Source organism: Mycobacterium sp. E1214, from assembly GCF_001666755.1.
GTDB lineage: Bacteria > Actinomycetota > Actinomycetes > Mycobacteriales > Mycobacteriaceae > Mycobacterium.
The window spans coordinates 25,073-50,111 of record NZ_LZJC01000048.1; the positions used below are offsets into that span (position 1 = coordinate 25,073).

The following is a 25,039-nucleotide window of genomic DNA, read 5'->3' on the forward strand; positions in this document are numbered from 1 at the left end:
AGCTGTCCGGTGCCCGCGTCACTCGCGCGTCATCAGCAGTGGACCCGTGCCGCTGGAAGTAACTAGGGTCAGCGCGGATAGGCGTAGGGGTTCGGCGGGGCGTCGATGCGGGTCACCGCGGTGACCTCCAGCGTCGGGGTCGTCACGCCGTGCTGCTGCCGCGGCATCGGCTGGACCCGGCCCTGCACCCGAAGCCACGTGTTGTCCGGCAGGCCGGCGGCTCGGCCCGCGAGCGGTCCCCGCACGTGCAGGCGGGCCAGCTGGGCGTCGGCCGCGCAGCAGATGATCACGATGCGGCCGAGGTCGACGCCGTCGCGCTCGTTGAGCACGAAGCCGGTGACCGTGATGGTCCGATTCGTCAGCGAGCCGGTGGTGTCGTGAGCCACCCGCATCAGCACCTCCGGCAGCGACACCTCGGGCGCGGCGCCCGGCGGCAGCGGCGGATAGGCCCGGTTCAAAACGTCGTTGGACACCGACGTCACGGCCGGGGCGGCGGCCGAGGGCCGTAGCGCGGGCGGCGTCACGAACATCAACACCAGGACCGGGACGACGAGCAGCCACCCGATGCGGCCGCGGTGGGAGTGGGCATGGCCGTGTTCGTGGGCGGCGTCCTGGGTCGCTCCGGCCGCCCGCGGGGCGCCGCGCCGGATGTCACCGATGACCACGACCAGCGCGAGCCCGATGAGCAACACCGCCGACGCGACCAGCCACGGCAGCAGCCCGGGTTTGACGTACCGCGTGAAGGCGCCGGACGCCGTGATCATGGCAACGCTGATGCCGACCAGGAGCAGGACGGTGTTCTCCGTTTCGCGGCTCATTCACCCACCACCCAGCAGGGGCCACCCGATCGCGCACGCGCTCGCCACCGCGACCACGAAGGTGGCGGGACCGAAACGCGCGGCGAACGCCCGGCCGAACATGCCGGCCTGCATGGCGAACAGCTTCACATCGACGGCCGGGCCGACCACCAAGAACACCAGCCGCGGCAACAGCGGCACCATCGTCAGGCTGGCCGCCACGAACGCGTCCGCCTCCGAACACAGGGCCAGCGCGACGGCCAGGGCGGCCATCAGCGCCACGCTCAAGGCCATGTCGGACGCGAGGTGCGTGAACACCCACGCGGGCACCACGACATGCAACACCGCCGCCGCCGCGGCGCCCACCACCAAATACGAGGCGGCCTGGACGAAGTCGTGCCGGGCGGCCTCGGTGAACACCACCCATCGGGATGCGTCCGCGGCGGTGCCGCTGGGCAACCGGCGCGTGATCCACTCGGCACGGCCCCAACGCGCCCACGCCCAACCCATCACCACCGCCGTCAACAGAGAAGCGCCCGCGCGGGCAAGCACCATTTCGGGCGCACCGGGAAACGCGACGGCGGTGGCCACCAGGACAACGGGATTGATCGCCGGCGCGGCCAGCATGAACGCCAGCGCCGCGGCGCCCGTCGCCCCGCCGTCGCCGAACAATCGCCGCGCCAACGGCACCGAGCCACACTCGCAGCCGGGCAGCGCCGCCCCGCCGATGCCCGCGGCGAGCACCGCCAGCCCTGGGCGCCGGGGCAGCCAGCGGGCCAGGCGCTGCGGCGAGACGAACGCCGCGATCAGGCCGCTGACCACGACACCGAGAACCAGGAACGGCACAGCCTGCACGAAGACCCCGCAGAACACCGTCCCCACGGTCGACAGCGCGGCGCTGTCGAGGACCGTGGCGCGCAGCGTCGTCGCCGACAGCGCACAGATCAGCAGGAGGCCGACAAGGACTTCCATGGACCCCGGCCGCAGACTGCGCCCGGATTTCAGCGTCGGCACCGCACCATTATTCCGCGCGGGCGCGCGTTGTCCGGTCAAGACGTGCTAGCGGTCGCGGGTCGTTTCGCCGTCGGCGTCGTCTTGCCAGGTACCCGGCATCATCGGCATCGTGGGGCCGCCGCCGAACTCGTCGCCGGCGAGCGTCGTCAGGCCCGCCGCCGCGCCGGCCGCCGCCTTGCGCGCAGTTCCAGCGAATCCCAGCGTGCCGGCTCCGCGGTCGGAGGCGGCCGCCGGTTCGTCGCCCGGGCCACCCCAGTCCGGATTCACGTCGACGTTCATGTCCATGAATTCGTCCGCGTGATCGCGTTGCCGCTGGCGCCGTCGCCGCTTCGCCCGCGCCGCGCCCTGCGCCGCCGCTGCGGCGGCGGCCGCGGCGCTATCGGGTTCGGGCGCCTTGCGTCTGGCGCTGGAGCTCGCGCTGGCGGCCATGCCCGAACCGGTGCCCATTCCCGGCGGACCGACGACGTAGGGCGGGAAGAAGCCCGGCCCCGCGGCCGGCGGGGGCGCCGGCGGCGCCGCGCTCGCCACCGTAGTGGCCGCGGGAGCGGGCGCGGGCGCCGGCGCCGATGCGGGAGCCGCGGCCGGCGCCGCGAGGGGGGTGTGGCCGAGCACGGGCGCCAGAGTGGGCGCGGGCGCGACGGGCGCGGGTACCGCAACCGGCACCGGTTGCGGCAGCGCGGCAAGCCCTGCCAGGCCCGCGAAACCGCCGAGCGCCCCGAGGGGGGCGATCGCCAGCAGGGCCGGGGCCAGCAACAGAGCCGGTTGTGTGCCCAACCAACTGGCGATCTCGGCGATGTGGGTCGGCCAGTCGAACATCTCGAGGCTGACCAGGTACTGGAACGCCAACGCGGGATTGTGCACCAGGTAGTAGCCGAACTGCTCGAAATCCTCGAGCAGTTCGAGGGCGCGAACGACCCAGAAGATCGGTTGTCCCGCGTCGGCGTAAGAGTCGTAAGGCAGCCCGTTCACCGTGCCCTGCGCCGGGTTCCAGTTGATACCGAAGTTTCGAAGAATCTGCGCGAGCCACTCGTTAAACGGGTTGTCCTGCGTCGGGTCGGGGAACGGATCGTCGTCGCCCGAATCGTCGCTCGCGGCATCGGCTTTCACGATCGGCGGCGCCGGGTCGGCCTGCGGCGTGGCCGCCACCGCGGCGGTGGAAACCGCTTGGTAGGTGGTCATCGTGGTGGCCGCCTGCACCCACATCCGCGCGTAGTCGGCCTCGTTGACCGCGATAGGTATCGTGTTGAGCCCGAAGAAGTTGGTGGCCACCAGGACGCCGTGCACCACATGGTTGGTCGCCAGCTCGGGCAACGTCGGCATGGCCGCCAGCGCGCTGGTATAGGCGGCGGCGGCGACCTCGTGCTGGGCCGCCGCCGTGGCGCTGTCGGCGCTGGACCGGGCCAGCCATTCCAGGTAAGGCGCGTGCGCGGCCGCGTATGACTCCGCGCTCGGCCCCTGCCAGGCACCCGCCTGCGTGGCCTCCAACACCGCGCTCAATTGTGTGGCTGCCGAAGCATATTCGGCGCTCAGATCGGAGTACGCACTTGCCGCCGCGAGCAACGAGGCGGGTCCCGCGCCGCTGCTGAGCAGCGCCGAATGCACTTCCGGGGGTGAGGCCATCCATATGGGCGCCGTCATAACGAACTCCTCGGGCTGGGCTGATCCTGAGGAGCTTAATGAATATGATTGTCGTTATCAACACAACGGCGGCGCTCAGATCAACGGGCGCCCCGCCCGGATCCTGCGGTCGACGTCCCACAGCAAGACGTTGAACGGGAAGTGGCGGACGAACCGCGGCAGGCGCCGGTTCACCGCGGCCAGCACCGCGATGATCCGGTCAAAGCGTCGTTGCCGGGTCGCATCCCACGGCAGGCGCATCTCCTCGCGAAACCGCGCGGGCAAGAAGCCGGTGGTGATCAGCAGCGCGAGGCCCTCGGTCACACGTTGGACGGGGCCAGGCAACCGCAGGCCCCGGATGCGGTTCGCCGCAATGGGATACAGATACTCGCGCACGGCGTCGTCGACGTGCACCGTTGCCAGCGACTCCCGCCAGTACCGGTCGAACGCCTCCCGGTCCGGCGGCCACATGTGCTCGGGCACCTGCAACGTGGTGGCCAGCGCCATGCCCTCGCGATAGTGGCGGTCGGCGTCCGCACCTTCGAGTTCACCGATGAACATCCGGTAGATGTCGACGCCGCCCTTGTACAAGCAGGCGCCCACCCACAATTGCAGGCCGGGGTCGAAGGCGTTGTACCTCACCGGGCTGTCGGGTGTCGAGTAGACCTGCGCGTGCGCCCGGTTCACCGCACGACGGAAGGCGGCCTTCTGGGCATCGCTACCGTTGGTCGCCACCGCGAGATAGGTGAAGGTGGTGCGAGCCCGTTTGATCGGGTGCAGGTCGACGCGACCGCTTTCCACGCGGCTCTCCATGACGCCGTATCCGACGCCGGGCTGCGCCAGCTGCATGATCACGTTCGCCGGTCCGGCGAGCAAGGCGATGCCCATCAGGCCCTCGTCGATGCCTAACGCGCGGCGGCCGCGGCCGGTGCGGCGCGGCGGCCGGGGCGGGTCGGCAATGGGGCGTTCGACGTGCCGCATCGGTGGGTCGACCGGCTGTCGGATTGCCATGATCGGGTCCTTCCCCGCAGCCCGCTAATGTGCGAACGCTCGTTTCCTGATAGTGTCGCGGTGCACGCGTGGTGTCAAGATGGTTGGTATGAGCGAGACGCCCAGCGCGCGGCCCTATCGCGGGGTCGAGGCCACCGAACGGCTGGCCGCTCGGCGCAACCGGCTCCTCGCCGCCGGGCTGGATCTTCTCGGGGCGGACCAGCAAAGCATGGCGGCGGTCACCGTCCGCGGCGTGTGCCGCAAGGCGGGACTCGCCGCGCGCTACTTCTACGAAAGCTTCGCCGACAAGGACCAGTTTGTCGCTGCCGTCTTCGACTGGGTCGCCGCGGAACTGGCGGCCACCACCCAGGCGGCGGTGGCCGCCGTACCGCCGCACGAACAGACCCGCGCGGGCATGGCCAACATCGTGCGGACCATCGCCGACGATGCCCGCCTCGGCCGGCTGCTGTTCAGCACCCAACTCGCCGATCCCGTGGTGGTGCGCAAGCGCGCCGAATCGCGGGCCCTGTTCGCGATGCTGTCCGGGCAACACGTGGGTAACGCATTGCGGATGCCGGCGAACGACCGGATCAAGGCCGCGGCGCATTTCGTGGTCGGCGGCGTCGGGCAGACCATCAGCGCCTGGCTGGCCGGTTTCGTCCGGCTGGAACCCGAGCAGCTCGTCGACCAACTGGCGGCGTTGATCGACGAACTCGCCGAGCCCGACCTCTACCGGATCACCGACACCGCGGTCGACGCCACGGTCCGCGACTGACTACCCGCCCACGCTCACACGCGGTGGGCTCCAGTCGCTGGTCGCCGCCAGCGAAAAGTCGCTCAGAGTACTCGAAAGCGCTTCTCGCAGTGCTTCGTTGGAGTTATGGCAGCCCAACTCGTAGGCGAGGGCCGAGACGAACACCCGCCCGTTCAGCCGCCCGGACAACAACGCCAGTGCCCCGTTGGTGCAATGCATCGTGCCTGCGGTGACGCCCGGGTAGACGGACTTGATCGCGAAGCAGTCGGCCTCGGTCCCGTCCGGCCGGTTCACCTGCGGGGCAATCACGCCGAGGTTCGACGACACGACGGTGGTGGCGCTGCCGGTGATCACGCTGATCAACCGCCGAAAGACCCATTTCGGTATCAACGGGACCAACGGCAGCAGCTCCCAGCGCTGGTCGGGCGCGTCGTTGTGGGCGATCAACGCCGCCTTGATCGCGGCGCGGATCGGGCGCAGGTCCCGCGGCGCCGGAACGGGGTCCACGACGACGTCGACATTGATGACCGCGTTGGCGCGGGTGTCCCCGGGCGTGCGCTCGTTGAGCGGCATGCCGACCGTGACGGAGCCGTCCGCCGCCACCCGCCCCACGCGGTGGGCCAGCTGCGCCGCCAGCCCCGCCAGCAGCGCGTTGCTGGTTCCGCCGAGCGCGTTCGCGCGGGCGTCCCACTGGTCGGCGTCGATGAAGACGGTGGCCATCGGCAGCGCGATGGGTCGATCCGGGTCGACGGGCGGGGCGGGTCGAGCGCGTGCCGGGGCGACCGGTGCGGCGCCGACACGGCTCGCGCGCGCCTGCCGCACGGCCGCCAGCACGGCCCGGCCGACGCCGGGCACGTCGCTCGCGGCCTGGCGTGCGTCCTCGCGCAGCGCGGTGGAACGCGTCCGCCGCGCGGCGGCGGGCCAGGCGACCGGCTGCTCGATGCCGCCGGCCGCATCGGCCAGGGCTTCGCACAACCCGACACCGTCGGTGAGGCAGTGAGTGACAACCAGGCTCACCGCTCCGCCGCCCTCGGTGAACGGCAGCACCGCGAGGTGCCAGCCGGGCCCGCGTTCGGCGTCCGGCTGATGGCCGCCCTGCTCGCGGCACCACGCCTCGAACGCATCGCGGGGGCGGGGCGCCGCGATGACCAGCTCGGGTTCGTCGCGGGGCGCGACCCAGCGGTGCCGGCCGAATGGCAACGGGGAGCGCTCGATGCGCCGCGACAGCCGCCCTCGCCGCAGCAGGCGATGGAACGTGCGGACGCCGTCGAGATCGACATCGCGGTCGTAAACCCAGATGCACTGCAGCAGGCTGGTGGCGCCGGTCGCCCGCTCGCCGAGGAACAGCGTTTGGTCGGCCAAGTCCAGGACGTTGCTCATCGTCGACGGCTCCTTGCTGGGGCGCGCGCCCGCACCCGATCGTGATCTACCTAGGCCGCGACCACGTCGGGCTGGTCGGGGGTGGTTTCGATGACGCGCGCGAATTCCTGGCGCAACGTCGCGATGTAGCGATGCACCGACTCGCGCGCGACGTCGTTGTCGGGGAACGAAATCGTCACGGTGGTCCGCTCGACGTGCCGGTTGATCCACATGTTGATCCCGCCGGCGGACAGGCTGTCGCCGTAGGTGCCGAAGTTCATCTCGGCCCACAGGCCGACCAGGGGAATCTTGCGGAAGTCGAGGAACGACACCATCATCGGCAGCTGCGAGGGCAGCGTGATGCCGAGTTCGTCGGGGGTCGCCAACTCCAGGACCCGTTCGACCGGTACGGCCGCGAGGTCCTTGGCGGCGTCGAAGGACTTCTGGGCCGCCCGCGCCGCCTCGGGGAACGAGTCGCCTCCGGTCGGCACGGTGACCGGGATGAGGCTGGCGAACCATCCCACCGTCATGGAGTCGATGCCCGGTGAGCGGGTGTCCTTGGCTGTAAACCCGAAAAATGTTTCCTTGCCGGTCAATTGGTGTTCAGCCAGCGCCGTGCAGGCCAGCACCCCGCCGATGAACCGGGCGCCCGCCGCGACGCAGGCCGCGTCGAACGACTCGGTGCCCGCCGCGTCGAGCAGTTCGACCGTCACCAGGTCCCCCTTGCAGCTGGCCCACGTGTCGCCCAGGGGCAGCGGGAAGCTCGGCCAGTCCCCCTCGGTCTCGCGGGCGAACTCGATCCAGTCCTTGATCTCCGGGGAGGACAGGGTCAGGCTGGCCGCGTTTCCGCGCTGGCGGGCGGTGTAATCGCGGTAGCTCCTGACCTCCGGCAGCGTGGTCGGGCGCCGACCATGCGCCCCCAGCGCCAGCTCCTGGTAGGCGAGTTGGATGTCGAGGAAGATGAGCGCGGCGGAGAGGCCGTCGATGTGCAGGTGGTCGACGCTGGCGTAGAACGTGAAGTGGTCGGCTCCCTGAACGATCCCGTAGGTGAAGCAACCCCACCCGAGCGTTTCGGGGGTGGTGGTCAGGGCGTGCTCGCGGGCCTGCTCGGGGCTCATGGTCCCGAACGACACCGGAGCGAGCTCGATGACTTCCGGATGGACGGCGTGACGGACGAGCATGCCGTCAATGAATTCATACCAGCTGTGATAGGTGTCCTGGCTGCGCACGTGTGCGTTGATCGCCGCGGTCATCGCCGAGAAGCCGCACTCCCCCGGGATGTCCCACGCGACGACCATCAGGCGCGGCAGCTGCCTGTTCAACGTCTTGCCGTGAAACGCCGTCCAGAGATGTTGGGTCTGTTGGTAACTCGCAGCCGCATTGCTGCGCGGTGCATTGCGCGCCGCTTCCTGCGCCTCGGGCGTCACCAGCCACGTGGTCAGCAGACCGTGCGGTGGTTGCCATTCGCTAATGTTTCCGAGTGCGACCATTGTCGAGTCCTTAGATTCCTGATCCGTGGTTCGGTGCGCGCCATGGCGGGGGGAACATTGCGCGGAAAGCTGCTGTCGTGGTTTCGATTCCGTTCGGGCTGGGAATCTCGTCACGAGCGGCCAGTGGAGAAGTTGATGCTCACCGCGTCCATAGCGCCCCCGATGTCGCTGAGGGGGACGGTAATGGACGCATGTGAAATTCGCGCCTTTTTAGGAACATTCACATTCCACCGCGAACATCACGGGACCCGCGTACCGTTATTCGGTCGCTCGGTGTCGGCCAGGCGGCGCGGACAGCGCGGTTGCCTAAGATGAACATCCATGGCCCGTCAGGTAAACCGTCGTCGTAGCCCCCTCGGTTCGGAGTACCCCGTTACGGGTCCGCTGTCGTTGCTCGTCGACCGACTGTTGGCCGCCAGCCGGCACACCGGGCCGCGCCTGTACCGGATCCTGTGGGGCGTGCAGGCGCCGCCCGCGCCCGATGCTCGCGCAGCTGAATGACCGACATCCGTTGACGTGGTTCGCGTTTCGCGCCGGAGATCCGCCGAATTCAGGGAAAAAGCGGCAGGTGCCACAGCCGCATGCCGGTGCGCAGCATCCACAACCGCATCATGGTCAGCCGCAGGATGCGCAGCGCGCCCGAGATCAAAAAGAAGGCCAGCGGTAACTCGATGAGCAGCGCGGTGCACAGCGAGAGCCAGAGGTCGCGCGGGCCGGCCGTCATCAGGTCGAACCACGCGTCACAGATCAGCAGCACCCCCGAGGTGAAAGCGGCGAACAGCACGACTTGGCGGCGCAGATAACCGAACACCGCGGTGGCAACCATGAACACCACCAGCAGCATGTCGAAGCCCACCCAGGTGGCCTGCCAATTGTGCGCGACGTAGTTCTCCGGCAGTGTGACGGACAAATATCCGAGCCACGGGATCATCGCGACCGACCCGCCGATCATCAGGCTCAACCGGATGCGGCGAAGCCGGGCCAGCAGCGCCGGATCGACCAGGTCACCGAGGGGCTGCTCCAGCCGGGAGATGAGGTCTCGCCGCTGCGCGGGCGTCAGGGCCGCGATCTGCGCGTCGGTCAGGATGCCGTCGGTCATCACACTCATTGTCCCGCGTCGGCGGGCCGGCGCTCAGGAGCTCGCGGTCACCGGCGGGCGACGGTCCGCGGCGGTCCTGGGTACGGCCCGCGCCTCGGTCGGGTCGAACTCGGAGACCCAGCAGGCGAATTCGAGGGTGATGCCGTCGGGATCGAAGAAGTAGAACGAGCGCACGTACACCCCGGGGTGCAGCGTCTTGGACACCTGCCATTCGCTCGTGTCGTGATTGAGAACCGGGCCGACCCGGACCCCCTTGTCTTTGAGGCGCTGGCGGTAGGCGTCGAACTTCTCGGCCGGGACGTGAAACGCCAAGTGATTCATGGTGCTCACCGCGCTGGTGATCTCGCCGATGCCCGGTATCGCGGCCGGTGAGGAGATTCCGGGGACCCGGTCCGGCGCGTCGGCGAACCAGAAGAAGGCGACGCAGTCACCGTTACCCGCGTCGAAGAAGAAGTGCTGCCCCTGGCCGCCGGGCAGGTCGAGCGACTTGATCAGCGGCATACCGAGGACGTTGCTGTAGAAGTCGACGGTGCGGGCCATGTCCGAACACACCAGGGCGACGTGATTGATCCCGCCGAGTTCGAATTCCGTGTTCGTGTAATGCGGCTTGATCATCGTGCGTCTCCTCCCCGGCACCGGGCCCGGCGAGCCTGGCCAAGACCTGAATGTGAATTTAACATCATCAGTCTTGGCCCCGGCCAGCCCCGGTGCGCCCGACGCCGGGGCCCGGGGTCGCGCCGGCGGTTGCCGCCGGGCCGCCCGCCGCAAAGGAGGACCGCGCCAGTGACTCGTCGCAGCGGTGCCGCCGGGGTCGTCCGCGAGTTCGTCGGGTTACCGTCGCCGACCGCCGGGCGCGCCGGGGCGGGCGGTCACCCGTGCCAGGGGCTGTACCACCGCGGGGTGGGACGCAAGCCCAAGGTTGCCGTCATCGCCACGCATTACCAAATCGACTTTTCCGAGCACTATCTCGCCGACTACCTGGCCACCCGCGGCGTCGGGTTCCTCGGCTGGAACACCCGGTTCCGCGGCTTCGAAACAAGCTTCTTGCTGGACCACGCATTGGTGGACATCGGGGTGGGGGTACGGTGGCTGCGCGAGGTTCAAAAGGTGGATGCCATTGTGCTGCTGGGAAATTCGGGCGGGGGTTCGCTGATGGCCGCCTACCAGGCGCAGGCGGTGGCCCCGAACGTCACGCCGTTGGACGGCATGCGCCCGGCGGCCGGGGTGACCGAGCTGCCGCCCGCCGACGGTTACGTCGCCACCGCCGCCCACCTCGGACGCCCGGATGTGCTCACGGCCTGGATGGACGCGGCCGTCACCGACGAGCGGGACCCGGTGGCCACCGACGACGGCCTCGACCTGTTCAACCAGTGCAACGGGCCGCCCTACTCCCCGGAGTTCCTGGCGAACTACCGCCGAGGCCAGGTGGCACGCAACCACGCCATCACCGACTGGGCCGAGAAGGAGCTGAAAAGGGTTCGGACGGCGGGCTTTTCGGATCGCCCGTTTTCTGTCATGCGCACCTGGGCCGACCCCCGCATGGTCGATCCCAGCATCGAACCGACCAAGCGGGCGCCGAACACCTGCTATGCGGGGGTTCCGGCCAAGGCCAACCGCTCGGCGCACGGCATCGCCGCCGCCTGCACGCTGCGCAACTGGTTGGGCATGTGGAGCCTGCGGGTCGCGCAGACACGGGCCGAACCCCACCTGGCCCGCATCGACTGTCCGGCCCTGGTGATCAACGCCGACGCCGACACCGGCGTCTTCCCGTCGGACGCACGCCGCCTGTACTCCGCGCTCGCCGGTGCCGACAAGACGCAGGTGTCGATCGACACCGACCATTACTTCACCACGCCGGGCGCTCGCAGCGAGCAGGCCGACATCATTGCAGGATGGATCAGCAAGCGGTGGCTTCGAAACAATCCTTGAGAGTCCTCGCCCACTTCGTCCCCGGTGCCAAAGTGCTGGATTTCCTTGCCGGAGAACGGGAGTGGCTGGACATCCGGTGGTGCCCGGAAGACGCGCAAGAGCTGTTCGACGCGGAGTTGCCCGAGGCGGAGGTCATTTGGCACGTCTTGCGTCCGCTGTCCGGCGCCGACCTGCGCCGCGGAAACCGCCTGCGGCTGGTGCACAAGCTGGGCGCGGGGGTGAACACGATCGACGTGGCGACCGCCACGGAGTTGGGCATCTCCGTCGCCAACATGCCGGGCGCGAACGCCCCCTCGGTGGCCGAGGGCACCGTGCTGCTGATGCTGGCGGCGCTGCGCAGGCTGCCGGCGCTGGACGCCGCCATCCGCCGGGGCGACGGCTGGCCGACGGACCCGCAACTCGGCGAGACCGTGCGTGACGTCGGCGGCTGCACCGTCGGATTGATCGGTTACGGCAACATCGCCAAACGGGTCGGCGACATCGTCGCCGCGATGGGCGCCACTGTGCTGCACACCAGCACCCGCGATGACGGGCGGCCCGGTTGGCGGCGGTTGCCCGACCTGTTGGCGACCAGCGACATCGTGTCGCTGCACCTGCCGTTGACCGACCGGACCCGGCACCTGCTCGATCGGGATGCACTGGCAGGCATGAAGCCAAACGCGGTGCTGGTCAACACGTCTCGAGGGGCCGTCATCGACGAGGCGGCCCTTGTGGAGGCACTGCGGAACGGCCGGCTGGCGGCCGCGGGCCTCGACGTCTTCGAGGTCGAACCGGTGGCACCCGACAACCCCCTGCTCGCCCTGCCGAACGTCGTGCTCAGCCCGCACGTCACGTGGTACACCGCCGACACCATGCGGCGCTACCTCACCGAGGCGGTCGCCAATTGCCGGCGCCTGCACGACGGGGAGCCGCTGGCCCATGTCGTCAATCAACCGACCGGTTGTTAGCTTGGAAGGTGCTGGCCGTAACGGCGTCCGCACGCAATGGAAGGCGACCAATGCCGATCGCGATTTCTTCTGAGCATCAAGACCTGGCCGACTCCGTGCGGTCGCTGGTGGCGCGGATCGCGCCGTCGGAGGCGCTGCACGCGGCGATGGACGCGCCGCTCGACGAGCTGGTGAATCCCCCGGCGTATTGGCGCGCCGCCGCCGAGCAGGGCCTGCACGGCGTGCACTTGGCCGAATCCGTGGGCGGACAGGGATTCGGCATCCTCGAGTTGGCCATCGTACTGGCGGAATTCGGTTACGGGGCGGTCCCCGGACCGTTCGTGCCGTCGACGATCGCCAGCGCGCTGATCAGCGCGCACGACCCGGATTCCACGGTGCTGGCCGAGCTGGCGTCGGGTGCGGCTATCGCCAGCTACGCCCTGGAATCCGGCCTCACCGCGACCCGGCACGCCGACAAATTGGTGATTCGCGGGGAGGCTCGCGCGGTCCCCGCCGCGGGGCAGGCCACGCTGCTGGTGCTTCCGGTCGCGATCGACAGCGGCGTCGAGTGGGTGGTGCTGCCCGCCGAACAGCTCGAATTCGAGCCGGTGCGCAGCATCGATCCGCTGCGGCCCGTCGCGCACGTGCGCGCCAACGCCGTCGAAGTCGGTGCGGACGCCGCGCTGACGAACCTGAGCCAAGCGACCGCGCAGGCCCTGATCACGACGCTGTTGTCCGCCGAGGCCATCGGCGTCGCCCGCTGGGCGACCGACACGGCCTCGCACTACGCCAAGATTCGTGAGCAGTTCGGCAGGCCGATCGGGCAGTTCCAGGCGATCAAGCACAAGTGCGCCGAGATGATCGCCGACACCGAGCGGGCCACCGCCGCGGTGTGGGACGCCGCCCGGGCTCTCGACGAGGCCGGTGAAAACGGTTGGGACACTGCCGGTTCACACGTCGAGTTCGCCGCTGCCGTGGCGGCCACGCTGGCCCCGACCGCCGCGCAGCGATGCGCGCAGGACTGCATCCAGGTGCACGGCGGCATCGGCTTCACCTGGGAGCACGACACCAACGTGTTCTACCGGCGGGCGCTGCTGCTGGCGGCCTCGTTCGGGCGCAGTTCGGAATATCCGCAGAAGGTGCTGCACACCGCGACGACCAGCGGCATGCGGGCGGTCGACATCGACCTCGATCCCGACACGGAAAAGCTGCGCGACGAGATCCGCACCGAGGTCGCGGCTCTCAAGGCGCTGGACCGCGACCAGCGCAAGGTCGCGATCGCCGAGGGCGGCTGGGTGTTGCCCTACCTGCCGAAGCCGTGGGGCCGCGCCGCCAGCCCGGTCGAGCAGATCATCATCGCCCAGGAGTTCACCGCCGGCCGGGTCAAGCGACCACAGACGGGCATCGCGACTTGGATCATCCCGTCGATCGTGGCGTTCGGCACCGAGGAACAGAAGCAACGCTTCCTGCCGCCGACGTTTCGCGGCGAGATGATCTGGTGCCAGCTGTTCTCGGAGCCGGGCGCCGGTTCGGACCTGGCCAGCCTCAGCACCAAGGCGACCCGAACCGACGGGGGTTGGCGCATCACCGGCCAGAAGATCTGGACCACCGCCGCGCAACTGTCGCAGTGGGGCGCGCTGCTCGCCCGCACCGACTCCAGCGCGCCGAAACACAACGGCATCACGTACTTCCTGCTGGACATGAACAGCGAAGGCGTCGAAGTCAAGCCGCTGCGTGAGCTCACCGGCAATGCGTTGTTCAACACGGTGTACATCGACGACGTGTTCGTGCCCGACGAGTGCGTGCTCGGCGAGGTAAATCGGGGCTGGGAGGTCAGCCGCAACACGCTGACCGCCGAGCGGGTCTCGATCGGCAGCAGCGAGGCCAACTTCCTGGCCACGCTGGCACAGTTCGTCGAGTTCATGCGCGACGGACACTTCGACCAGGTTGCCCGGCACCGCGCGGGGCAGCTGATCGCCGAGGGGCACGCCGCCAAGGTGCTGAACCTGCGGTCGACGCTGCTGACCTTGGCCGGCGGCGACGCCATGCCGTCGGCGGCGATCTCGAAGTTGCTGTCGATGCGCACCGGGCAGGGTTACGCCGAATTCGCGGTCTCGGCCTTCGGGGTCGACGCGGCGATCGGCGACACCGCCCAGCCGCCCGGGACATGGGGCGAATACCTGTTGGCCAGCAGGGCCACCACGATTTACGGCGGAACGTCCGAGGTGCAGCTCAACATCATCGCCGAACGCCTGCTGGGCCTGCCGCGCGATCCGTAGTCGTCCGCGCGATCCGTAGTCGTCGCGACGGCCAGACCAAAAAGGCCATGCCGACCTGACTTGCGTCAGATCGGCATGGTTCCCCCCTTTTGGGAGCCGGCCAGCCTAGGGATGTCGGCACGTCGAGGCTGGCCGGCGCTCATGAGGTGGTGTCTCACCACCACCAATTCCACCAGTGGTGCTGGAGGCCGCCGCCCCAGCCACCGCGACCCCAGCCGCCGTGGCCCCAGCCGCCGTGGCCCCAGCCACCGCGACCCCAGCCACCATGACCCCAGCCGCCATGGCCGCCGCCCCAACCGGGCCGGTCGGGAATGATGCTGGGGCCGCCGTGCGGGCCGGCCACGGCGATGCCAGTGGTGGGCGCGGGAGCGGCCTGCGCTGCGGGAGCAACCCCGAAAAGCAGCGCGCCGGCGACCGCTCCCGCACCCATCGCGCTGGCGGCGGCGCCGCGTAGGGCTCGAGTGGAGATCGTCATCTTGGGCTCCTTCCGAAAGCCTGTCGTCGAAACGTCTGCGCTTGCCAAGAACGCTACTGCGACGTTTTGCCGCAAACAAGATAATTCAGGCTTTATTTTGCTGTGAATTAAGTTACAGCGTTTCGCTGAATTCGCTTCTGAGCCATTTCTGCATTTTCACTTTTGTGAATTGCGTACCTCTGTGACTACTGATGGATCGACGCATATAAGCTGCTCACAGGCACTGTACTGATCTGCTGAGCCGATCTGCGTAGATCAGTACAACACCATTTGACCATTTCATGAGTTCCGCGAAATCGCACCGGATGGCTGGTAGTAGTGGTGCCCGGAAAACGTTGAGGCCGGTGCTCAGCTAATTATCAATAACGATCCGCGGAGCGTTCCACCAGGCGTTTAGAGCACGCAAATATGCGCCGCGACAATATGGCCCGGGCCGCCGCGGGCGCACGGACGACGCCGCGCGACGGCCGCGCTCCCGCGGCCCGGCGACGGGACTTCCGCGCATGGCGGTGAGAGAATCAGTATCAACTGACAATGATCGAGCGCTGATTTACTGATTGGCACTCACGGAGGAAGACCACCGAAGTGAACTTCAATACCGGCCACAGCGGGCCCGGCGCCGGATCGTTTCGCGCTCCCACACCCCCCGGCGACGCCGCGCCGACCGAACGCCTCACCAGCGTCCGCCAGCCGGGCGCGCCCCAACGCATCGTCAGCCAGCCGGCGCCCAGCCAGCAGGGCCGCGGTCAGCGGACGCGCCGAACCGTCGACCTGCCGGCGGCCACGCACCGGGCCCTCGACATCTGGCAGCGTGAGGCCGCCGACCGACTCGGCGTCGCCCGCGTCACCGGTCAGGAGGTGCTGACCGCGCTCATCGACCAGCTGCTGATCGATCCCAAGTTGACGGCCCAGATCACCCGAGCCATCAAGGACCGGCGCTGACGCCGGCGGGATCGGCTAGTCGATCTCCATCTCGCGCAGCTCGCGCTTGAGGATCTTGCCGGTGGGGTTGCGCGGCAGCTCGTCGAGGAAGATCACCTCGCGGGGCACCTTGTAGCGCGCCAGGTGGTCGCGCACGTAGTGCTTGATGGTGTCCTCGTCGAGGTCCGCGTCGTCCTTCTTGACCACGAACGCGCGCAGCCGGTGACCCCACTCTTTGTCCTCGACACCGATCGCGGTGGCTTCCACCACGTCGGGGTGCCCGGTGATCAGGTCCTCGACCTCGGCGGGGAACACGTTTTCGCCGCCCGAGACGATCATCTCGTCGTCACGCCCGCTGATGTAGAGCAGGCCGTGCTCGTCGAAGTAGCCGACGTCCCCCGAGGACAGCAGCCCGTCGATGATCTGCTTCTTGCCGCCGCCGGTGTAGCCCTCGAACGGGAACGCGTTGCCGACGAAGATCCGCCCGACCTCGCCCTGCGGCAGCTCCTTGCCGTTGTCGTCGTAGATCTTGACCCGCACGCCCTTGACCACGGGCCCGACGGTCGACGAGTTGAACTCCAGGTGCTTGGGCTCGGCGATCGTCGCGAAGGCGATCTCGGTCGACCCGTACATGTTGTAGATCACCGGGCCGATGTCCTTGAGCGAGCGCTCGGCCAGGTCGGCGCCCAGCGCGGACCCCGACACGAACACGATCTTCAGGCTCGACAAGTCGGGCTTTTTGTCCATCTTTTCGATGGTGTCGAGGATCCGCGACAGCATCACGGGCACCACAACCATGGCCGTGACCTTGTACTTCTCGATGTCCTCGAGCACCAGCGGCGGCTTGAACTTGCGCCGCAACACCAGCGTCGAACCCAGGAACATCGCGATGGTGCCGTGCAGGTAGCCCAGCGCGTGGAACATCGGCGCCGGCAGCGAGGTGACCTCGCCGGCCTTGAACGGGACGTGCGACAAAATGCCGCCAACCGGGGCCAGCGTCGGCGGGGTGCTGCGGTTGGCGCCCTTCGGCGTGCCGGTGGTGCCGCTGGTCAGGATGATGATGGACGCGTGCCGAGTCGCCTTGGGTGCGGGCTCGGAACTGCTGCGCTCGATCAGGTCGGCAAGCGTCTCGTCGTCGCTGCCGGACGGCTCGTCGCTGTCCGGGTTGGTTGCCAGCGCGCGCAGCTTGCCCAGCTCCGGCTCGGCCTTGCTGACCGCCTTGGTGTACTCGTCGTCGTAGATGATCAGCTTGGCGCCCTCCCGCTCGGACACCTCCTTGATCTGGGGGCCCGAAAACTCGCTGTTCAGCAGGATGATGCGGGCGCCGACCCGCGCCGCGCCGTAGTTGGCGATGAGGAACCAGCGGGTGTTGCGGGCCAGGATGGCGACGCCGTCTCCCCCCTTGACGCCCATCTCGAGCAACCCGTTGGCCACCGCGTGCGCCGCCTCGTCGAGTTCGCGGTAGCTGAACTCGCCGTCCTCGTCGATGCACGCCGCCTTGTCGGGGTGCCGCCTGGCGTTGAGCGCCGGCAGCATGCCGAACTCGCCCCACTTGTAGATGTCGGCCGCCATCGCCGCGTAGTTCTGCGGCGGCTCGATGCGGAATGCGCCCGACTCGAAGATTTTGCGGACGTAGTGCAGCTCGGCGGAGCCGCGCTCGACGTACTGCTGAACCTTCGATACGGCTTTGGCGGCCTGACCGGGCAGGCCAAGGAGATTAGGCATGAAATCCACCATATGTGACGTCCGTCTCAGCGCGGCCAGAAAGGTCTGGCGAATTACCATGAACCGCATGTCGCGTCCGGTCGAGATGGAGGTGGCCGGGCGCCAGGTCACCATCACTCATCCGGACAAGGTGATGTTCCCCCACGCGGCCTCGAACGAAACCACCGGGCGTCCCGCCGGTCCTTACACCAAGCTCGACCTCGTCCGTTACTACCTGTCCGTCGCCGACGGGGCGCTGCGCGGAGTCGCCGGCCGGCCCATGATCCTCAAGCGCTTCGTCAAGGGCATCACGCAGGAGGCGGTCTTCCAGAAGCGGGCGCCGCAGAACCGTCCCGAGTGGGTGGATGTCGCCGAATTACGTTATGCGCGAGGCACTTCCGCCGCCGAGGCCGTAATCCACGACGCCGCGGGGCTGGCGTGGGCGGTCAACCTGGGCTGCGTGGACCTCAACCCGCATCCGGTGCGCGCCGCCGACCTCGACCACCCCGACGAGCTTCGCATCGACCTCGACCCGATGCCCGGCGTCACGTGGCGGGGCATCGTGGACGTGGCGCAGGTGGCCCGCGAGGTGTTGGAGGACTACGGCCTGACCCCGTGGCCGAAGACCTCGGGATCGAGGGGCTTTCACATCTACGCCCGGATCGCGCCGCGATGGGACTTCCGCCTGGTACGGCTGGCCGCGCAAACCGTGGCCCGCGAAGTGGAGCGCCGTGCACCCGAGGCCGCCACCAGTCGCTGGTGGAAGGAGGAGCGCGAGGGCGTCTTCGTCGACTTCAACCAGAACGCGAAGGATCGCACCGTGGCGTCGGCCTACTCGGTGCGGGCTACCCCCGACGCCCGGGTGTCGACGCCGTTGCGCTGGGACGAGGTGCCCGAGTGCCGGCCCGAGGCGTTCACCATCGACACCGTGCCCGCCCGGCTGGCCGACATCGGGGACCCGTGGGCCGGCATGGACTCCGCCGAAGCGGTGGGCGACCTCGACCGGCTGCTGATCCTCGCCGAGGAGATGGGTCCCCCGGAACGCGCGCCCAAGGGCGCCGCCACGGCCGGCGGCCGGCGCCAATCGACGATGCCGCTGATCGAGATCGCCCGCACCAAGACCAAGGCCGAGGCGATGGCGGCGCTGGACACCTGGCGGGCCCGCTACCCCGCCGCGGCCGCACGCCTGGAACCGGTGGACGTGTTGGTCGACGGCATGCGTGGGCCGAGTTCGATCTGGTACCGGATCCGGATCAACCTGCAGCACGTGCCGGCGGGTGAGCGGCCGGCGCAGGAGGACCTGATCGCCGACTACTCCCCGTGGGACGGGTACGGCGGCCGGCAGAAACCGCCGGGCTAGATGCCCGCGCGCGTGATCGCGTCGTGCTTGCGCAGGTAGCAGGCGTAGGTGACCACCAGCAGGGCCAGGAAGAAGCCGATGTAGAACCGCAACGCCGGCTCGATGCTGCCGAACTGCGACTTCGACCAGGCGTACGCCAGGGGCACGATGAACCCGCCGAAGGCGCCCACGGCAGAGATCATGCCGAGCGCACCGGCCGCCTGACGCCGCATCTGCACCATGGTCTCGGCGTCCCCACCGGCCAACTCGCCTTTGATCTTGAAGATCCGCGAAATCATCCGGTAGGTCGAGCCGTTGCCGATGCCGGTGGCGACGAACAGGAACATGAAGCTGGCGAAGAACACTGGCAGGTTCTTGGCGTTGACGGACCACAGCGCGGCCGCCGCGCCGAGGGCGAGCATCACGAAGCTGGCCGCGGTGATGCGGGCCCCGCCGATCCGGTCGGCCAGCTTCCCGCCCAGCGGACGCAGCACCGAGCCGATGCCCGCCCCGAGGAAGGCCCAGGTCAGGGCGATGTCACCGCGCCCGAACACCGTCTTGAGCAGCGTCGGGAACGCCGCGGAGTAACCGATGAAGGAACCGAAGGTGCCGATGTAGAGCAGTGACATGACCCAGGTGTCGCGGTGCCGCAGCGACTGCCACACCGGCTTCACGTCGGCCTTGGCCTCGCTCAGGTTGTTCATGAACAGGAAGGCGAGCACCGCGGCCACCACGGCCAGCGGCACGTAGAACAGGCCCGCGCGCGCCAGCGCGACGCCGCCGCCCGCGACGACGATGGCGGGGATGACCTTCTGCACCACCGCGACGCCGATGTTGCCGCCGGCGGCGTTGAGGCCCAGCGCCCAGCCCTTTTCGTTCTCCGGGTAGAAGAACGAGATGTTCGACATCGACGACGCGAAGTTGCCGCCGCCGAAGCCGGCCGTCGCCGCGATCACCACGAGCAGGCCGAACGGCATGTGGGGGTGATTCACCGCCCACGCCAGCAACAGGCACGGAATCAGCAGCAGGCTCGCCGAAATCGTCGTCCAGTTCCGTCCACCGAACACCGGCACCGCGAACGTGTACGGGAGCCGCAGCAACGCGCCGACACCGCTGGGCACGGCGACCAGGCACAGCGCCTGGCTGGGCGTCAGCGCCCACCCGGAGGCGGCCGCGTGAGCGGGGTGCCCGGGGACGCTGACGGCGGTCATGTGGACGACCACGATGCTCCACAGCATCCACACGCTGAAACCGATGTGCTCGGCGAAGATCGAGAAGATCAGGTTGCGCCGCGCGATCGGTTTTCCGGTGGTCTCCCAGAACGTCGGGTCTTCGGGCCGCCACTCGTCGATCCAGTGCCGCCCCGTGTGGCGCCCGCGCGGCGGCGCGGGCTGCAGGACGGGCGTGGTCGTCAGGGTCATCTGTCGGGGCTTTCTGTCGATCGAGGCGTGTGCAACGTGGCCGGAAAGACCAGGGACACCTCGGCGTGTGCACTGACCTCTCGACGGTAGGGACGCCCTGTTACCGGAGGTGGCGTGCGCAGTTACGGCCGCGATACGTCCAGATCGCAACGGCCAGAGGCCGTTTGTCAGATCTTTGCCACGGGCCCGAGCGGGCTCAACAGCGCGGCGGTGCGAGCGCGCGGCGGGGACGCGATACTCTCACGCGATGCGACAGGGTTGGGGTCGACGGGGATTCTTGCAGCTCGCAGGGGCTAGCGGGCTCGCCGCGATCGCCGGAACGACGGGCTTGGCGGCATGTTCCTCGCGGCAACCGGCAGCGAACAACGCCGGCGCCGGGTCGGTCACCATCACCCACCTCTTCGGTGAGACCGTCATCAAGGAGCCGCCCAAGCGCGTGGTCAGCGCCGGCTACACCGAGCAGGACGACCTGCTGGCCGTCGGCGTGGTCCCGGTCGCGGTGACCAATTGGTTCGGCGACCAGCCGTTCGCTGTGTGGCCGTGGTCCGCTCAGAAACTCGGCGGGGCGCAGCCGGTGGTGCTCAACCTGGACAACGGCATCCCCGTGGACCAGATCGCCCGACTCAAGCCGGACCTGATCGTGGCGATCAACGCCGGCCTGGACTCCGACACCTACCAGAAGCTGATCGCGATCGCCCCGACCATCGCGCAGTCGGGCGGCGACGCCTTCTTCGAGCCGTGGAAGGACCAGGCCAGCACCGTGGGACAGGCCGTCTTTCAGTCCGGCCAGATGAAATCGCTGATCGACGCCGTCGACCAGAAGTTCACCGAGATCGGCAAGAAGAACAGCCAGTGGACCGGCAAGAAGGCGTTGCTCGTGCAGGGCACGCTGTGGCAGGGCAGCGTCGTCGCGACGGCGGCGGGCTGGCGCACCGACTTCTTGAACCAGATGGGACTGGTCATCGCCGACAGCATCAAGCCGTTCGCCAATGGCCAGCGCGCCGTCATCCCCCGCGATCACATCAAAACCGTGCTCGATTCGGCCGACGTGGTGATCTGGACGACCCAAAGTCCCGACGACCAAAAGGCGGTGCTGGCCGACCCCGAAGTGGCCGCGTCCCAGGCGACCGCGCAGAACCGGCACCTGTTCACCACCAAGGAGCAAGCGGGGGCCATCGCGTTCGCCTCGCCGTTGAGCTACCCGTTGGTCGCCGACCAATTGCCCCCGCTCATCGGCAAGATTCTGGGCTGAGGCGTGCCGCCGGGCCGCTGTGTGAGCGTTCGCTAAGGCAGCTCTGGCAGTGCTCGAAAATCCCGGGCCTGGGCCTCGCCCAGCCCCCGCGCGCGGGGTTACCGTCGAGTAATGAGCGTGACGGACGTGGCGAGCGACGTGCCCAAGCAGCTGCCCAGCGAGCTGGTGGGCAACACGGTTTTCGACTACGGCGACCAGGCGCTGATGCTGCAATGTGGAAGCACCGCAGAGGTTTTGGCGTGGACCGCCGCGTTGTGCAGCGCCGCGCTGCCCGGGGTGCTCGACGTGGTGCCGGCCGCCCGCACGGTGCTGGTCAAGCTGGCCGACGCCCGCCGGCAGGGGGCGATCCGGCAGCGGTTGCGCACGATGCACGTCGACGCCGCGTCGGCGTCAGCGCCGCCCACCGACGTCGACGTCGTGATCGACGTCGTCTACGACGGGCCGGACCTGGCCGCCGTCGCCGAGCACACCGGCTTGACCGTCGCGCAGGTGATCGAGGCGCACACCGCGATGCCGTGGCGAGTCGGTTTCAGCGGGTTCGCCCCGGGTTTCGCCTACCTCGTCGACGGCGATCCGCGCCTGCGGGTGCCGCGGCGGGCCGAGCCCCGCACCGCGGTGCCGGCCGGCTCGGTGGCCCTGGCGGGCGAATTCAGCGCCGTGTACCCGCGCCGCTCGCCGGGCGGTTGGCAACTCATCGGTCACACCGACGCGACGCTGTGGGATTTGGAACGACCCGACCCGGCGTTGCTGACGCAAGGCGGCTGGGTCCGGTTTCGGGCCATCTGAGCGAAGGGAACCGCCGTGCCCATCCTCGAAGTACTCAGTCCCGGGCCGTCCGCCGTTCTGCAGGACCTCGGCCGCCCCGGCTTGGCGCACCTCGGCGTCGGCCGTTCCGGAGCGGCCGACCGCGGCGCCCACCGGCTGGCCAATCGGCTGGTGGCCAACCCCGACGACCGCGCCACCGTCGAAGTGACCCTGGGCGGCTTCTCGGCGCGGGTCCGCGGCGGCGACGCCGACATCGCCGTCACCGGCGCCGACGGGGACCCCGCCGTCAACGGAATCAAGTTCGGCACCAACAGCATTCATCGCGTGCACGACGGACAGGTGATCACGCTCGGGGCGCCGCGATGGGGTGTGCGGAGCTACCTCGCCGTGCGCGGCGGCATCGACGTCGAGCCGGTCTTGGGCTCCCGCAGCCACGATGTGCTCTCGGCCATCGGCCCGGCGCCGCTGCGCGCCGGTGACCGGCTGCCGATCGGCGACCCCAGCGACGACTACCCCGAGCTGGACCAGGCGCCGGTGGCGGCGATCACCGGCGACGTGGTCGAGTTGCTGGCCGTGCCCGGCCCACGCGACGGCTGGTTCGTGGAGCCCGACGCGCTGGTGCACACCGATTGGGTGGTCTCCGACCGCAGCGACCGGGTGGGGGCGCGGCTCGTCGGGCGACCGCTGCAGCACTGCTACCCGGACCGGCAGCTGCCCAGCGAGGGCACCACCCGCGGCGCGATCCAGGTGCCACCGAACGGCTTGCCCGTGATCTTGGGTCCCGATCATCCGGTCACCGGCGGCTACCCGGTCATCGGCGTCGTGATCGACCGGGACGTCGACAAGCTCGCCCAAGTGCGCCCCGGCCAGACCGTGCGACTGCACTGGGCGCGGCCCCGGGCGGCGACACCGGTGCCGTCGCACGCCGGCAGCGCCGGCCTGGGGTGAGCGGGCGCGCCAGCGCAGACGACAAGGCTGCATTATTTGGTTTAACCGAATGTATTGCAGCTCACAACAACTGCGCTTGCATTCGCCGAGTCACGCCCACTGCGAATTCGTCGTAGCAACCGCGGATCACGCCGTTGGGCACTCGTGACGGCGCTGACCAGGCATGTTGCCAACCCGTCAACTCGCTCAGGTTCCTTGCAGATAACTCGTAAACAACCCCCAGCCGTTTTCCGCAACGTCGAGTTGACCCGGTGACGTCGTAAGTGTGAATATCGAAATTGGCGGCGCGACAAGCCTCTTCACATGGCGGCCCGCACAATGTCCATCCAGGCGTCGCTGCCTGAGTCCATCCGCTTTTCCCCTGACGATGCCCGACGTCGCGCGCCGGACGACGTCGGGACGCGCGGACGAGGGGTGGCGTGACGAGAGGAACAGGATGCGGGCCTACGAGGTGAGCGCCGACGGCGGTGTGAGAACTGTACGGCCACTGGCGTTTTGCTGGACGGTCTGTTCCGCATGACGCTCGCGCAGGCGCTTCGTGCCCAGCGGGCGGCCCGGGCCCGACGCATCGCGGACTGGAACCCCGAGGACGCGGCAGCCTGGGATGGCGGCAACAAGAGCATCGCGCGCCGCAACCTGTTGTGCACCATCGCGGGTGACCACGTGGCCTTCTCGATCTGGACCCTGTGGCCCGTCATGGCGTTGTTCATGCCGCAGTCCGTGTACGGCTTCTCCGCGGGCGACAAGCTGCTGCTCGGCGCCGTCGCCACCCTGGTCGGCGGAGCCGCCCGCATCGCCTACACGCTCGGGATCGCGAAATTCGGCGGCCGCAACTGGACGACCTTCTCGGCCTTCGTGTTGCTGATTCCCACCGTCGGGACCATCGTGCTGCTGGCCAACCCCGGCCTGCCGCTGTGGCCTTTCGTATTGTGCGCCGCGCTGACCGGCCTGGGCGGCGGCAATTACGCGGCTTCGCTGGCCAACGTCAACGCGTTCTACCCGCAGCGGCTCAAGGGCGCGGCGATGGCCGTCAACGCCGGTGTCGCGAACCTCGGAGTCGCGGTCGTCCAGCTGGTCGGCCTGCTGGTGCTGGCCACCGCCGGGCACGAGGCGCCCTATTGGGTGTGTGCGGTGTACCTCGTGTTACTGGCCGTTGTCGGCGTCCTCGCGGCCGTGTTCATGGACAACATCGGTCACGGCACCGAGCTGACCACCATGCGCTCGATCCTGGCCGAGCGCGACACCTATGTGATCTCCCTGCTCTACATCGCCACCTTCGGCTCGTGGATTGGGTTTTCGTTCGCCTTCGGACAGGTCATGCAGGTCAACTTCATGGACAACGGGGAGAGCGCCAAGCACGCGGCCCTGCACGCCGCGCAACTGGCTTTCATCGGGCCGCTGCTGGGCTCCGTCGCGCGCATCTACGGCGGCAGGCTGGCCGATCGTCGGGGCGGCAGCCGCGTCACCCTGTGGGTGCTGGCCGGCATGACCGCGGCCGCCGGTCTGCTCGTCGCCATCGGCACCATCGACGATCACCACGCGGCCGCGCATTCGACCAGCATGGTCGGGTACGTCACCGGTTTCATGGTGCTGTTCGTGCTGTCCGGAATGGGCAACGGTTCGGTGTTCAAGCTGATCCCGTCGGTGTACGAGGCCCGCAGCCGCGCCCTGGCGCTGACCGACGACGCGCGCCGGCAGTGGGCACGAGCGAAGTCGGGCGCGTTGATCGGCATCTGCTCCGCGGTGGGCGCACTCGGCGGCGTCGGAATAAACTTGGCGCTACGCCAGTCGTACCTGAGCACGGGCACTGAGACGTCGGCCTACTGGGCGTTCTTGGCGTCCTACGTGGTGTCGGCGTACCTGACCTGGACGGTATACGTGCGGCGGCCCGCGGTGGCGCAGTTGCTAAGCGCGGCGCCGGAAGTCGAACCGGCACAGGTGTGAGCGGATTCGCAATGAG

At 68.9% G+C, this 25,039-nt stretch carries 22 protein-coding genes; 11 read left to right on the forward strand and 11 right to left on the reverse strand.

All coding sequences use genetic code 11. The features are described 5' to 3' along the window. Nucleotides 1-68 precede the first annotated feature (68 nt). The 4 genes from A5700_RS05500 to A5700_RS05515 form a co-directional block, all read right to left on the reverse strand. On the reverse strand, nucleotides 69-818 hold the full coding sequence (locus A5700_RS05500; protein WP_068070241.1) for a TIGR03943 family protein: 750 nt from the start codon (nucleotides 816-818) through the stop codon (nucleotides 69-71). Then, complete coding sequence (locus A5700_RS05505) at nucleotides 819-1,811, reverse strand: permease (RefSeq protein WP_068070242.1); 993 nt, start codon at nucleotides 1,809-1,811, stop codon at nucleotides 819-821. A 45-nt stretch (nucleotides 1,812-1,856) separates the two neighbouring features. Next, a complete protein-coding gene (locus tag A5700_RS05510) occupies nucleotides 1,857-3,449 on the reverse strand; it encodes a PPE family protein (RefSeq protein WP_068070243.1) in 1,593 nt (530 codons plus the stop codon). Between the two features lie 75 nt (nucleotides 3,450-3,524). Then, on the reverse strand, nucleotides 3,525-4,439 hold the full coding sequence (locus tag A5700_RS05515; RefSeq protein WP_068204511.1) for an oxygenase MpaB family protein: 915 nt from the start codon (nucleotides 4,437-4,439) through the stop codon (nucleotides 3,525-3,527). A gap of 79 nt (nucleotides 4,440-4,518) precedes the next feature. Here A5700_RS05515 and A5700_RS05520 point away from each other — a divergent pair, with 79 nt between their 5' ends. Continuing rightward, a complete protein-coding gene (locus A5700_RS05520; RefSeq protein ID WP_068070245.1) occupies nucleotides 4,519-5,193 on the forward strand; it encodes a TetR/AcrR family transcriptional regulator in 675 nt (224 codons plus the stop codon). On the opposite strand, the gene A5700_RS05525 is transcribed toward A5700_RS05520, so the two are convergent. Together A5700_RS05525 and A5700_RS05530 are read right to left on the reverse strand one after the other, a co-directional pair. Next, entirely contained in the window at nucleotides 5,194-6,552 is a 1,359-nt protein-coding gene (locus tag A5700_RS05525) for a hypothetical protein (RefSeq protein ID WP_068070246.1), read from the reverse strand. A gap of 50 nt (nucleotides 6,553-6,602) precedes the next feature. Further along, the gene (locus A5700_RS05530; RefSeq protein WP_068070247.1) at nucleotides 6,603-8,021 is read right to left on the reverse strand and encodes a condensation domain-containing protein; all 1,419 of its coding nucleotides are present in this window, start codon (nucleotides 8,019-8,021) and stop codon (nucleotides 6,603-6,605) included. A 321-nt stretch (nucleotides 8,022-8,342) separates the two neighbouring features. Between A5700_RS05530 and A5700_RS25960 the strand changes: the two genes are divergently transcribed. Further along, nucleotides 8,343-8,522: a hypothetical protein gene (locus A5700_RS25960; protein WP_156671090.1), complete on the forward strand. Its 180-nt coding sequence runs from the start codon at nucleotides 8,343-8,345 to the stop codon at nucleotides 8,520-8,522. Between the two features lie 49 nt (nucleotides 8,523-8,571). On the opposite strand, the gene A5700_RS05535 is transcribed toward A5700_RS25960, so the two are convergent. Next, nucleotides 8,572-9,120: a hypothetical protein gene (locus A5700_RS05535; RefSeq protein WP_068070248.1), complete on the reverse strand. Its 549-nt coding sequence runs from the start codon at nucleotides 9,118-9,120 to the stop codon at nucleotides 8,572-8,574. A gap of 33 nt (nucleotides 9,121-9,153) precedes the next feature. Continuing rightward, nucleotides 9,154-9,735 (reverse strand): VOC family protein, encoded by a 582-nt coding sequence (locus tag A5700_RS05540; RefSeq protein WP_068070249.1) that lies wholly within the window; start codon nucleotides 9,733-9,735, stop codon nucleotides 9,154-9,156. A gap of 168 nt (nucleotides 9,736-9,903) precedes the next feature. Here A5700_RS05540 and A5700_RS05545 point away from each other — a divergent pair, with 168 nt between their 5' ends. From A5700_RS05545 to A5700_RS05555, 3 genes are read left to right on the forward strand one after another with little or no spacing between them, the layout of a single operon-like run. Continuing rightward, entirely contained in the window at nucleotides 9,904-11,049 is a 1,146-nt protein-coding gene (locus A5700_RS05545) for an alpha/beta hydrolase (RefSeq protein ID WP_068070250.1), read from the forward strand. Then, nucleotides 11,013-11,996 carry a 2-hydroxyacid dehydrogenase gene (locus A5700_RS05550; protein ID WP_068070251.1) on the forward strand — a complete coding sequence of 328 codons (984 nt, stop codon included), beginning with the start codon at nucleotides 11,013-11,015 and terminating at the stop codon, nucleotides 11,994-11,996. The genes A5700_RS05545 and A5700_RS05550 overlap by 37 nt, the downstream gene beginning before the upstream one ends. 50 nt (nucleotides 11,997-12,046) lie before the next feature. Beyond that, nucleotides 12,047-14,254, forward strand: a complete 2,208-nt coding sequence (locus A5700_RS05555) for an acyl-CoA dehydrogenase (RefSeq protein ID WP_068070252.1) — start codon at nucleotides 12,047-12,049, stop codon at nucleotides 14,252-14,254. Nucleotides 14,255-14,408: 154 nt separating this feature from the next. On the opposite strand, the gene A5700_RS26525 is transcribed toward A5700_RS05555, so the two are convergent. After that, entirely contained in the window at nucleotides 14,409-14,729 is a 321-nt protein-coding gene (locus A5700_RS26525) for a hypothetical protein (protein ID WP_197504143.1), read from the reverse strand. Between the two features lie 585 nt (nucleotides 14,730-15,314). On the opposite strand from A5700_RS26525, the gene A5700_RS05560 reads away from it, so the two are divergent. Beyond that, nucleotides 15,315-15,671 carry an ATPase gene (locus A5700_RS05560; RefSeq protein ID WP_068070253.1) on the forward strand — a complete coding sequence of 119 codons (357 nt, stop codon included), beginning with the start codon at nucleotides 15,315-15,317 and terminating at the stop codon, nucleotides 15,669-15,671. 15 nt (nucleotides 15,672-15,686) lie between these two features. Here the strand turns inward: A5700_RS05560 and fadD2 are convergent, their stop codons facing one another. After that, on the reverse strand, nucleotides 15,687-17,375 hold the full coding sequence (gene fadD2 / locus A5700_RS05565) for a long-chain-fatty-acid--CoA ligase FadD2 (RefSeq protein ID WP_068070285.1): 1,689 nt from the start codon (nucleotides 17,373-17,375) through the stop codon (nucleotides 15,687-15,689). 58 nt (nucleotides 17,376-17,433) lie between these two features. Between fadD2 and A5700_RS05570 the strand changes: the two genes are divergently transcribed. After that, nucleotides 17,434-18,714, forward strand: coding sequence for a DNA polymerase domain-containing protein (locus tag A5700_RS05570; protein WP_068204514.1), 1,281 nt, complete (start codon nucleotides 17,434-17,436; stop codon nucleotides 18,712-18,714). On the opposite strand, the gene A5700_RS05575 is transcribed toward A5700_RS05570, so the two are convergent. Then, nucleotides 18,711-20,114 carry a NarK family nitrate/nitrite MFS transporter gene (locus A5700_RS05575; RefSeq protein ID WP_068070255.1) on the reverse strand — a complete coding sequence of 468 codons (1,404 nt, stop codon included), beginning with the start codon at nucleotides 20,112-20,114 and terminating at the stop codon, nucleotides 18,711-18,713. The genes A5700_RS05570 and A5700_RS05575 overlap by 4 nt on opposite strands. 247 nt (nucleotides 20,115-20,361) lie before the next feature. Here A5700_RS05575 and A5700_RS05580 point away from each other — a divergent pair, with 247 nt between their 5' ends. From A5700_RS05580 to A5700_RS05595, 4 genes are all read left to right on the forward strand, one after another. After that, nucleotides 20,362-21,366: an ABC transporter substrate-binding protein gene (locus A5700_RS05580; protein WP_068070256.1), complete on the forward strand. Its 1,005-nt coding sequence runs from the start codon at nucleotides 20,362-20,364 to the stop codon at nucleotides 21,364-21,366. 111 nt (nucleotides 21,367-21,477) lie between these two features. Then, a complete protein-coding gene (locus A5700_RS05585; protein WP_068070257.1) occupies nucleotides 21,478-22,152 on the forward strand; it encodes an allophanate hydrolase subunit 1 in 675 nt (224 codons plus the stop codon). 15 nt (nucleotides 22,153-22,167) lie between these two features. Then, nucleotides 22,168-23,079 carry a biotin-dependent carboxyltransferase family protein gene (locus A5700_RS05590; RefSeq protein WP_068070258.1) on the forward strand — a complete coding sequence of 304 codons (912 nt, stop codon included), beginning with the start codon at nucleotides 22,168-22,170 and terminating at the stop codon, nucleotides 23,077-23,079. Between the two features lie 516 nt (nucleotides 23,080-23,595). Then, the gene (locus A5700_RS05595; RefSeq protein ID WP_068070286.1) at nucleotides 23,596-25,023 is read left to right on the forward strand and encodes an MFS transporter; all 1,428 of its coding nucleotides are present in this window, start codon (nucleotides 23,596-23,598) and stop codon (nucleotides 25,021-25,023) included. The last annotated feature ends 16 nt before the right edge of the window (nucleotides 25,024-25,039 follow it).

Coding starts and splice junctions, on each gene's coding strand:
- A5700_RS05500 (WP_068070241.1), bottom strand. CDS start 818: ATGAGCCGCGAAACGGAGAACACCGTCCTGCTCCTGGTCGGCATCAGC.
- A5700_RS05510 (WP_068070243.1), bottom strand. CDS start 3,449: ATGACGGCGCCCATATGGATGGCCTCACCCCCGGAAGTGCATTCGGCG.
- A5700_RS05515 (WP_068204511.1), bottom strand. CDS start 4,439: ATGGCAATCCGACAGCCGGTCGACCCACCGATGCGGCACGTCGAACGC.
- A5700_RS05520 (WP_068070245.1), top strand. CDS start 4,519: ATGGTTGGTATGAGCGAGACGCCCAGCGCGCGGCCCTATCGCGGGGTC.
- A5700_RS05525 (WP_068070246.1), bottom strand. CDS start 6,552: ATGAGCAACGTCCTGGACTTGGCCGACCAAACGCTGTTCCTCGGCGAG.
- A5700_RS05530 (WP_068070247.1), bottom strand. CDS start 8,021: ATGGTCGCACTCGGAAACATTAGCGAATGGCAACCACCGCACGGTCTG.
- A5700_RS25960 (WP_156671090.1), top strand. CDS start 8,343: ATGGCCCGTCAGGTAAACCGTCGTCGTAGCCCCCTCGGTTCGGAGTAC.
- A5700_RS05535 (WP_068070248.1), bottom strand. CDS start 9,120: ATGACCGACGGCATCCTGACCGACGCGCAGATCGCGGCCCTGACGCCC.
- A5700_RS05540 (WP_068070249.1), bottom strand. CDS start 9,735: ATGATCAAGCCGCATTACACGAACACGGAATTCGAACTCGGCGGGATC.
- A5700_RS05550 (WP_068070251.1), top strand. CDS start 11,013: ATGGATCAGCAAGCGGTGGCTTCGAAACAATCCTTGAGAGTCCTCGCC.
- A5700_RS05555 (WP_068070252.1), top strand. CDS start 12,047: ATGCCGATCGCGATTTCTTCTGAGCATCAAGACCTGGCCGACTCCGTG.
- A5700_RS26525 (WP_197504143.1), bottom strand. CDS start 14,729: ATGACGATCTCCACTCGAGCCCTACGCGGCGCCGCCGCCAGCGCGATG.
- fadD2 (WP_068070285.1), bottom strand. CDS start 17,375: ATGCCTAATCTCCTTGGCCTGCCCGGTCAGGCCGCCAAAGCCGTATCG.
- A5700_RS05570 (WP_068204514.1), top strand. CDS start 17,434: ATGAACCGCATGTCGCGTCCGGTCGAGATGGAGGTGGCCGGGCGCCAG.
- A5700_RS05575 (WP_068070255.1), bottom strand. CDS start 20,114: ATGACCCTGACGACCACGCCCGTCCTGCAGCCCGCGCCGCCGCGCGGG.
- A5700_RS05580 (WP_068070256.1), top strand. CDS start 20,362: ATGCGACAGGGTTGGGGTCGACGGGGATTCTTGCAGCTCGCAGGGGCT.
- A5700_RS05585 (WP_068070257.1), top strand. CDS start 21,478: ATGAGCGTGACGGACGTGGCGAGCGACGTGCCCAAGCAGCTGCCCAGC.
- A5700_RS05595 (WP_068070286.1), top strand. CDS start 23,596: ATGACGCTCGCGCAGGCGCTTCGTGCCCAGCGGGCGGCCCGGGCCCGA.